General features: G+C 71.4%; 7 protein-coding genes. 3 read left to right on the top strand and 4 right to left on the bottom strand.

The annotated features are described in order from the left end of the window. Positions 1-109 precede the first annotated feature (109 nt). Both IEZ27_RS49195 and IEZ27_RS49190 read right to left on the bottom strand, forming a co-directional pair. On the bottom strand, positions 110-553 hold the full coding sequence (locus tag IEZ27_RS49195) for a hypothetical protein (RefSeq protein ID WP_189653572.1): 444 nt from the start codon (positions 551-553) through the stop codon (positions 110-112). 56 nt (positions 554-609) lie between these two features. Continuing rightward, the gene (locus IEZ27_RS49190; protein ID WP_189653571.1) at positions 610-1,968 is read right to left on the bottom strand and encodes a cytochrome b; all 1,359 of its coding nucleotides are present in this window, start codon (positions 1,966-1,968) and stop codon (positions 610-612) included. A 229-nt stretch (positions 1,969-2,197) separates the two neighbouring features. Between IEZ27_RS49190 and ppdK the strand changes: the two genes are divergently transcribed. Further along, positions 2,198-4,834 carry a pyruvate, phosphate dikinase gene (gene ppdK / locus IEZ27_RS49185; protein WP_189653570.1) on the top strand — a complete coding sequence of 879 codons (2,637 nt, stop codon included), beginning with the start codon at positions 2,198-2,200 and terminating at the stop codon, positions 4,832-4,834. 19 nt (positions 4,835-4,853) lie between these two features. On the opposite strand, the gene IEZ27_RS49180 is transcribed toward ppdK, so the two are convergent. Beyond that, positions 4,854-5,378 carry a GNAT family N-acetyltransferase gene (locus IEZ27_RS49180; RefSeq protein WP_189653569.1) on the bottom strand — a complete coding sequence of 175 codons (525 nt, stop codon included), beginning with the start codon at positions 5,376-5,378 and terminating at the stop codon, positions 4,854-4,856. 246 nt (positions 5,379-5,624) lie between these two features. Between IEZ27_RS49180 and IEZ27_RS49175 the strand changes: the two genes are divergently transcribed. After that, positions 5,625-6,101 (top strand): GNAT family N-acetyltransferase, encoded by a 477-nt coding sequence (locus tag IEZ27_RS49175; RefSeq protein ID WP_189653568.1) that lies wholly within the window; start codon positions 5,625-5,627, stop codon positions 6,099-6,101. Here the strand turns inward: IEZ27_RS49175 and IEZ27_RS49170 are convergent. Then, positions 6,098-7,588, bottom strand: a complete 1,491-nt coding sequence (locus tag IEZ27_RS49170) for a M48 family metallopeptidase (protein ID WP_189653567.1) — start codon at positions 7,586-7,588, stop codon at positions 6,098-6,100. The two genes, IEZ27_RS49175 and IEZ27_RS49170, sit on opposite strands and share 4 nt — an antisense overlap. 81 nt (positions 7,589-7,669) lie before the next feature. On the opposite strand from IEZ27_RS49170, the gene IEZ27_RS49165 reads away from it, so the two are divergent. Further along, positions 7,670-8,890, top strand: coding sequence for a deoxyguanosinetriphosphate triphosphohydrolase (locus IEZ27_RS49165; protein ID WP_189653566.1), 1,221 nt, complete (start codon positions 7,670-7,672; stop codon positions 8,888-8,890). Positions 8,891-8,925 lie beyond the last annotated feature (35 nt).

The following is an 8,925-nucleotide window of genomic DNA, read 5'->3' as shown; positions in this document are numbered from 1 at the left end:
CTCGAGCCGCTCCCACTCTGCGTTGGTTAAGTCACCTCGACCCATAGGCCCATCGTGACTGTCCAGGCACGATCAGTCAGCAGATCTAAGAAACAGCACCTAGCCGGGTCTAGTCCAGCACCCGCCCGACGAGCTGCCCGTGCCGCGCCGCGGCCACGCAGTACGCCGTGCGGTGGCGCGGCCACTCGTCCTCAAGCGGCGGCAGCGCGCTCACCGCGACCTCGTTGCGCCGGCTCGGTTTGACCCGCATCCGGGGCGCGCAGAAGCTCTTGGCCAGCCGTACGGCCTGCGCGGAGCCCGGCCACGCGCCCTCCGGGACCACGTAGATCATGGCGAACTCGGCCGCGTGCGGGTTGCCGCACGGCACGAGCGTCGCGATCAGGTCGTCGGGGATCGATACCAGGCAGTCGCCCGGCCGAAGCTGGGTCGCGTGACGCTGCTCCGCCCCCGGTGGCAGCGTCTCGTTGAAGGGTTCGGGCGTGCTCGAACCGCAGGCGGACAGCACCAAGGCCAGGCAGGCGGCGATCAGGCCTCGTGGCGTCGTGCGGGGCATGGCAGGAGAGTGTCATGCCACGATCACGCCCGCGTCGCGGAACGAACCGAGCTGGGTCACGTTGAGCGATCACGCCGGCGGCACACGGCCCGGGTCAGGACGTAGGCGAGCGGCGGCAACACGAAGACCGCGATCCGCAGCGCCAGGACGACCGCCTCGTAGACGTCCGCCGGCACGGTGAGCAGCGCCGCCGGGGCCCGCCCCTCGGACGGGAACGAGGCCTGCGGGCGTACGGCGGGCGGCGCGGGCGACACCCACGTCCCCGCCCAGAGCACGGTGAAGAACGTGATGACCGCGACCCCGGAAGCCGTCCGCCCCGGCGCCTGCGCCGGCCGGTCCAGCAGGTGGTGGACGCGGACGTCGCCGGTACGGCGGCGCTCGGCGAACGGGTAGAGGAACAGCGCACCGAAGAAGACCGCCAGGATCAGCGGCGGGATCCACAAGCCCGGCTGGAGCGTGAACCCGCCCACCGTGACCTCCCACGGCGGCACCAGCCGCTGCGCGCCGTCCAGCACGCCGAAGTACCAGAACGGCTGCGCCGACGGGGGAGCGGCCCCCGGCCGGTACGCCCCGTGCTCCCACACCGGGTTGACCCGCACCAGCGTGGCCAGCGCCGCGATGGCCGCGATCGTGAACAGCGCCGTGGCGGCGTTCTTGACCGCGAAGTACGGGAAGAAGGGCCCGCCGGTGACCTTGTCCTCGGCCGTCGCGGTGGCCCGCCGCTCGGTGTGCTTCTGCCGCCAGGTGAGCACCAGGGCGTGCAGCGGCACGGCCGCGAGCAGAATGCCCGGCACCAGCAGCACGTGCGTGACGAAGACCCGCGGGATGACCTGGCCGGGGAAGCCGCCGTCGAACACGAACGCCGACAGGTACGTCCCCACCAGCGGGATCGACGACAACACCCCCTGCGCCTGCCGCAGCCCGGTCATCCCGAGCTGGTCGGCCGGCAGCGAGACACCCAGGAACGACTCGAACAGCGCCAGCCCGAACAGCAGCACCCCGAGCATCCAGATCACCTCGCGCGGCCTGCGGAACGCCCCGGTGAAGAAGACGCGGCACAGGTGGGCCACGATCGCCAGCACGAACACCGTGGCCGACCAGTGGTGCAACTGGCGCATCAGCAGCCCGCCGCGCACGTCGAGGCTGATCTCCACGACGGAGTCGTAGGCCACGTCGGGGTTGGGCTTGTAGAACAGCGTCAGGAAGGTGCCGGTGAGCACCAGCATGACGAACGCGTACAGGGCCAGCTCGCCCAGCAGGAACGACCAGTGGCTGGGGAACAGCTTGCGGAGCTGGGGACGCAGCCAGCGGCCGAACGGCAGCCGCTCGTCCAGGTAGATCGCCGTGCCCGCGGCGGTCTTGGCCGATCCCGCGACGAAGCGTGCACGACGCTTGGGCTTGGTAGGAGTGGCCATGGGCGCCTCCTGGTGGGGGGTGATCCGATTCTGCACCTCCCGCTCTACTTTCTCAAGAATTGGTGTAAACCAATTGGTATAAACCAATTTATCCGTCAGGAGTCCTATAATTGGATTAGACCTGTTGTAGGCCGTTGACCAGCAGAAACGATGACTTATCCGAGGAGTGCAGTTTCATCATCAATTTCGCCGGTAGAGTCCGGGACAGAAGCGTTGGATTGGAGCTGTGGTGGCCAAGTATGTTTACGACTTCACCGAGGGCAACAGGAATCTCAAGGATCTTCTCGGTGGAAAGGGTGCGAACCTCGCCGAGATGATGAATCTCGGGTTGCCCGTTCCCCCCGGGTTCACGATCACCACTGAAGCCTGCCGTCACTACCTGACGGAAGGCGCTCTTCCCGACGGCCTGGAGCGCGAGGTCGCCGAGCACCTGGACGCCCTGGAGGCCCAGATGGGCCGCAGGCTCGGGCAGGCCGACGACCCGCTGCTGGTCAGCGTACGGTCGGGCGCGAAGTTCTCCATGCCGGGCATGATGGAGACGGTCCTCAACATCGGGCTCAACGACGAGTCGGTCCACGGTCTGGCCAAGCAGGCGGGCGGCAACGACCGCTTCGCCTGGGACTCCTACCGCCGCCTGATCCAGATGTTCGGCAAGACCGTGCTCGGCCTCGACGGCGACCTGTTCGAGCACGCGCTCGACGAGCTGAAGGGCCGGCGCCAGGACACCGACCTCGACGCGGGCGAGCTGCAGGGCCTGGTGGAGACCTACAAGGGCATCGTACGGGCGCAGACCGGCAAGGATTTCCCCGCCGACCCCCGCGAGCAGATGCGGCTGGCCGTCATGGCGGTCTTCGACTCCTGGAACGCCCCGCGCGCGATCCTCTACCGCCGCCAGGAGCGCATCCCGGCCGACCTCGGCACCGCCGTCAACATCGTGGCCATGGTCTTCGGCAACGTCGGCAACGACTCCGGCACCGGCGTCGCCTTCACCCGCGACCCCGGCTCCGGTCAGCAGGGCATCTACGGCGACTACCTGCAGAACGCCCAGGGCGAGGACGTCGTCGCCGGCATCCGCAACACCATCCCCCTCCAGGAGCTCGAACGCATCGACAAGCGCTCCTACGACGAGCTGCTCCAGATCATGGAGACGCTGGAGAACCACTACCGGGACCTGTGCGACATCGAGTTCACGATCGAGCGCGGCAAGTTGTGGATGCTCCAGACGCGCGTCGGCAAGCGCACCGCCGCGGCCGCCTTCCGCATCGCCACCCAGCTCGTCGACCAGGGCCTGATCACCCTCGACGAAGCCGTCACCCGCGTCACCGGCGACCAGCTCGCCCAGCTCATGTTCCCCCGCTTCGACGGCGGCGCCGAGAAGAAGAAGATCGCCAAGGGCATGAACGCCTCGCCGGGCGCCGCCGTAGGCAAGGTCGTCTTCTCCTCCGAGCGCGCCGTCGAGCTGGCCGGCCGGGGTGAGGACGTCATCCTCGTCCGCCGCGAGACCAACCCCGACGACCTGGCCGGCATGATCGCCGCCAGGGGCATCCTGACCAGCCGCGGCGGCAAGACCTCGCACGCGGCCGTGGTCGCCCGCGGCATGGGCAAGACGTGCGTGTGCGGCGCCGAGGAGCTGGAGGTCTCCACGAGCGAGCGCCGGTTCACCACGCCCGGCGGCGAGGTCGTCTCCGAGGGCGACGTGATCTCCATCGACGGCTCCACCGGCGAGGTCTACCTCGGCGAGGTCCCGGTCGTGGACTCCGCCGTCGTCGAGTACTTCGAGGGCTCGCGGCCGGACGACGACCTGGTCAGGGCCGTGGACCGGATCCTGGGCCACGCCGACTCCGCCCGCCGCCTGCTGGTGCGCGCCAACGCCGACACCCCCGAGGACGCCGCGCGGGCCCGCCGCTTCGGCGCCCAGGGCATCGGCCTGTGCCGTACCGAGCACATGTTCCTCGGCGAGCGCCGCCAGCTCGTGGAGGACCTCGTCCTGGCCGACGGGGAGGAGGAGCGGCAGGCCGCGCTCGACGCCCTGGAACCCCTCCAGAAGTCCGACTTCATCGGCATCTTCAAGGCCATGGGCGGCGATCCCGTCACCATCCGGCTCATCGACCCGCCGCTGCACGAGTTCCTGCCCGACCTCGTGGACCTGTCGGTCAAGGTCGCCACCTCGCCCGACGTGACGGACAAGGACCGCAGGCTGCTGGCCGCCGTCAAGAGGCTGCACGAGGCGAACCCGATGCTGGGCCTGCGCGGCGTACGCCTCGGGCTGGTGATCCCCGGCCTGTTCGCCATGCAGGTGCGGGCCATCGCCCAGGCCGCGGCCGAGGTCCCCGGCGCGCGTCCGGAGATCATGATCCCGCTGGTGGCGGCCGTCCAGGAGTTGGAGTCCGTACGTGAGGAGGCGAGCAGGATCCTCGCGGAGACCGGCGTCGAGGCGCTGATCGGCACCATGATCGAGGTCCCGAGGGCGGCGCTGACGGCGGCCCAGATCGCCGAGGCCGCGCAGTTCTTCTCCTTCGGCACGAACGACCTGACCCAGATGACCTGGGGCTTCAGCCGCGACGACGTGGAGGCCGCGTTCTTCTCGCGCTACCTGGAGCTCGGCATCTTCGGCGTCAGCCCGTTCGAGACGCTGGACCGCGACGGCGTCGGCCGGTTGATCAGGATCGCCGTGGAGGAGGGCCGCGCCGCCCGTCCCGACCTGCACGTGGGCATCTGCGGCGAGCACGGCGGCGACCCTGACTCGGTGCACTTCTGCCACGAGGTCGGCCTCGACTACGTCTCCTGCTCGCCGTTCCGCATCCCGGTGGCGCGTCTGGAGGCCGGACGCGCCGCCCTGGCCGGCATCGGCTCCGACACCCGCTGACCCGCGCGGCGGCCGGGGCTCAGGCCCCGGCCGCCCGCCGGTAGCGCACCATCGGGCCGAGCAGCCCCGGGACCACGTCGAACGGCGTCATCCCCAGCCGCCCGGCGACCGCGGCCGAGGCCGTGTTGCCCTCGTCGATCTCGGCCAGCACCTCGGGCAGGCCCAGCGGGCCGAGCGCGAACTCCAGCACGGCCCCGGCGGCCTCGGTGGCGTAGCCCTTGCCCCAGACCTCCGGCGCCAGGCTGTAGAACAGCTCGGTCCCGGCGTCGTCCAGCGGACGCAGCCCGGCCGTGCCCACCAGCGTGCCCGCGCCGGCCTCCGTGACCACCCACAGCGCCGCCACGTCCCCGGCGCCGCCCGGCGGCCCGGCCAGGCTCCGGACGCTGTCCTCGATCGCCTCCGCGATCTCCTCCGCGGGCAGGACCTCCCCGTCGAACAGGAACCTCCGCACGTCGGACGCCCGCCAGTGGACGGTCAACGCGTCCTCGTCGTCCCGGGTCACCGGGCGCAGGACCAGCCGAGGTGTGGTGAGTACGTGCCGCACGGTCGCGAGGCTATCTGCGCAGCCGGTTCGCCAGCACGACGGCGCCGAACACCACGGCCCCGATCAGGAGCAAGAAGAGCACGAGTCCGATGACGATCTCCGGTACGCCGAGGTTCACGACGGGTTCCCTTCCCTGCGCGTGGCTTCCTGGGACGGACCCTAAGAGCCCGCGGTTGAGGATCCGTTGACTTCATGTGCACCGACCCGGAGATCGCCAGAAAACGGGCTATTGGGATACTTCACGCCATGAAAGATCCTGTGGAGTGGGAGCTGCGCGCCGCCGGGCCGGAGGAGGTGGAGGCGATCGCGGAGCTGCGGGCGACGGTGATGCGCCCCGACCTGGAGCGGCTGGGCCGGTACGACGAGCACCGCGTACGCCAGCGCTTCCGCGAGTCCTTCGCCCCCGGGCACACGTCCGTCATCCTGGCCGGCGGCGGCTTCGGCGGCTGCGTCACCCTCCGCCCCGCCGCGGACGGGCGCTGGCTGGAACACTTCTACCTCGCCCCCGGACTCCAGGGCCGCGGCCTCGGCACGGCCGTCCTGCGCACCCTGCTGGGACGCGCGGACGCCGACGGCGTGCCCGTACGCCTGGTCGTGCTGCGCGGCAGCGCCGCCCAGCGCCTCTACGAGCGGCACGGCTTCACCGTCGAGACCGAGGACCCGGTCGACGTCCTCATGGTCCGTCACCCCCGTCCCGCCGAGCCCCCGGCGGCCCGCGACTAGCGGTCCAGGGGCTCCTCGACCGGCACGTAGTCGTGGCGCATGCCGTGGTCGCCCAGCCATTGCCGCATCCCGGCCACGGCCGCCGGATCGGCCGCCACCTGGGCCGCGTACTCGGCCAGGGCCACCTCCTCGCCGTCCTCGTACAGCAGCCGCGCGGGACCCGACCAGGACAGCGTCCACCTGGCCTCGCCGAGCCGGATCAGCACCGCCTCCAGCGCCTGCCCCAGCACCCCGGCCAGCAGCGTCTCCGACGGCTTCCACCCCAGCCCGCGAAGCTGCTCCTCCAGCTCGGCCTGCCGCCCTCTGGCGATCGCCTCGAAGGCCGCGTCGAGATAGGGCCGCGTGGCCCCCATCACCCGCTGCCCCGCCACCGCCAGGTCGTGCAGCGCGTCGGCGTTGCGCCCGGCGTAGACGCCCTGGGCCACCAGCTCGTCCCACGGGACCGGCCGCAGCCCGGCCAGCGCCTCCGGCGTCCACATCGACCGCTCCACCGCCTCGGCCGCGACGTCGGGGTCGCGCAGCAGCGTCAGCGCCGACCGCGGGTCGGGGACCTGCTCCGGCTCGGGCAGCCGTTCGATGGCGGCCAGGCGGTCGGCCAGACCGGGATGGGAGTCGTACGGCGAGACCTCCTTGGGCCGCTCGCTCAGCCGGGCGAGCTCGGCCTGCCGGACCGGGTCGTTCAGCAGCGCGTGGAAGCCGCCGAACACCGACGCCGGCCGCGCGCCGCCCACGCCCGTCAGCGACAGGTAGTCGCCGGCGTACAGGTCCCAGGCCAGGGCGGTGTTGTGGATCTTACGCAGCGCGCCCGCCATGGCCTCCCGCCCGCCGATCGACACCGCGAACTCGTCGGCCTCCAGCTCCTGTCGGCGCGACACCGCCTGGGAGACCCGCAGGTAGAGCTTGGTGTACAGGGCGAAGAGCCGCCGGAGGAGCGGATGGTCGCCGAGCCCCTGCACCACCGCGACCAGTGAGACCCGCCCCCGGTAGACCGGCGCGCCGAGCCGGGTGTGGGCCCCGCTGTAGTGGCCCAGCTCGTGCCCGAGCACCGCGCGCATCTCGTCCACGGTGAGGGTCTGCAGCAGCGGCAGCCCGATGAACATGCGCCGCCGCGTGGCCCGCATCCCCAGGAACCGGGTGTCCTCCGAGACCGCCGCGTTGACCTCGGGTACGAGCCGGATCTCGTCCGGCGGCGCGGTGCGCACCCGCCGGGACAGGTCCTCCACCGCCTGCCAGAGCGCGGGCTCGTGCTCGCGGCCCACCGGCACGCCCGGCTGCTCGCCCGACCGGCGGCGACCGACCATGAACAGCGCCCGCACCATCGCGCCCGCGGCCAGCGTGAGCGCGATCGCGACCGTCAGCCCCCTGACGCGGAAGTCGGTCACCAGCAGGACGTCGAAGAACACGGCGGCCGCCAGGATGATGCCGACCAGCACGTAGAAGCCGGCGAGCAGGCTGAAGGCCAGCACAGCTCGGAACGCTGTCGTCATGGGGGAGGGCTCCCGGGGAAGGGGGTTCTCGCGAGGCTTGACACTAGCGGAGACGGGAAACTGGATAAAATCACTGCACCGATGTCGAACTACGACGAGCACGACCAGGAACGATGGGTTCCCGAACCTCCCGGCAACCCCGGACGCGCCGCGTTCGAACGCGACCGCGCCCGCGTCCTGCACAGCGCCGCGCTGCGCAGGCTGGCGGCCAAGACGCAGGTCGTGGGCCCCGGCGACACGCTCGGCGGCGGCCAGCACATCCCGCGCACCCGGCTGACCCACTCGCTCGAATGCGCCCAGGTCGGCAGGGAGATGGGCGCCACGCTCGGCGTCGACCCCGACCTGGTCGAGACCGCCTGCCTGGCCCATGACCTCGGCCATCCGCCGTTCGGGCACAACGGCGAGGTGGCGCTCAACGCGCTGGCCACCTCCTGCGGCGGCTTCGAGGGCAACGCCCAGAGCCTGCGCCTGCTCACCCGGCTGGAGGCCAAGGTGCTCACCGAGGACGGCCGCAGCGCCGGCCTCAACCTCACCAGAGCCGCCCTCGACGCCTCCGTCAAATACCCCTGGACGTGCGAGAAGTCCCCGAAGTTCGGCGTCTACCACGACGACCTGCCCGTCTTCGAGTGGATCAGGGACGGCGCCCCGGAAGGCCGCGTCAGCTTCGAGGCCCAGATCATGGACTGGGCCGACGACGTGGCCTACTCCGTCCACGACCTGGAGGACGCCCTCCACTCCGGCCACGTCACGCCCGAGGCGCTCCAGTCGCCCGTGGAACGCGGCGCGGTGGCCCGGATCACCCACACCTGGTACGCGCCCGGCGCCGACCTCAACGAGCTGGAGGAGGTCTTCGCCAAGCTGCTCGCCGACCCGCTGTGGCCGCGCCACTTCGAGGCCACGCTCGCCGACCTGGCCGGGCTCAAGGCGCTCACCAGCGGCCTGATCGGCCGGTTCTGCCGTTCGGCCCAGACCGCGACCAGGGAGGTCCACGGCGCCCGCCACCGCGCCGACCTCGTCGTCCCGCACGCCACGCTGCTGGAGTGCGCCCTGCTCAAGGGCGTCACCGCCCACTACGTGATGACCACCGAGGGCCACCACGCCAACCAGGCCAGGCAGCGCGAGCTCATCACCGAACTGGCCTCGTTGATCACGCTCGGCGCCCCCGGCACCCTCGAACCCGCCTTCCGGCCCGCGTTCGCCGAGGCCCCCGACGACCCGGCCCGGGTGCGCGTCGTGATCGACCAGATCGCCTCACTCACCGACACCTCAGCCGTGGCCTGGCACCGGCGCCTGTCGAAGTGACGCCACCCCGTTCCTGACGGCCGGACCGCCGCCAC

The organism is Nonomuraea spiralis (assembly GCF_014648435.1).
GTDB lineage: Bacteria > Actinomycetota > Actinomycetes > Streptosporangiales > Streptosporangiaceae > Nonomuraea > Nonomuraea spiralis.
Note: the sequence above shows the minus strand (reverse complement) of the source record. Positions and strands in the feature narration are given on the sequence as shown.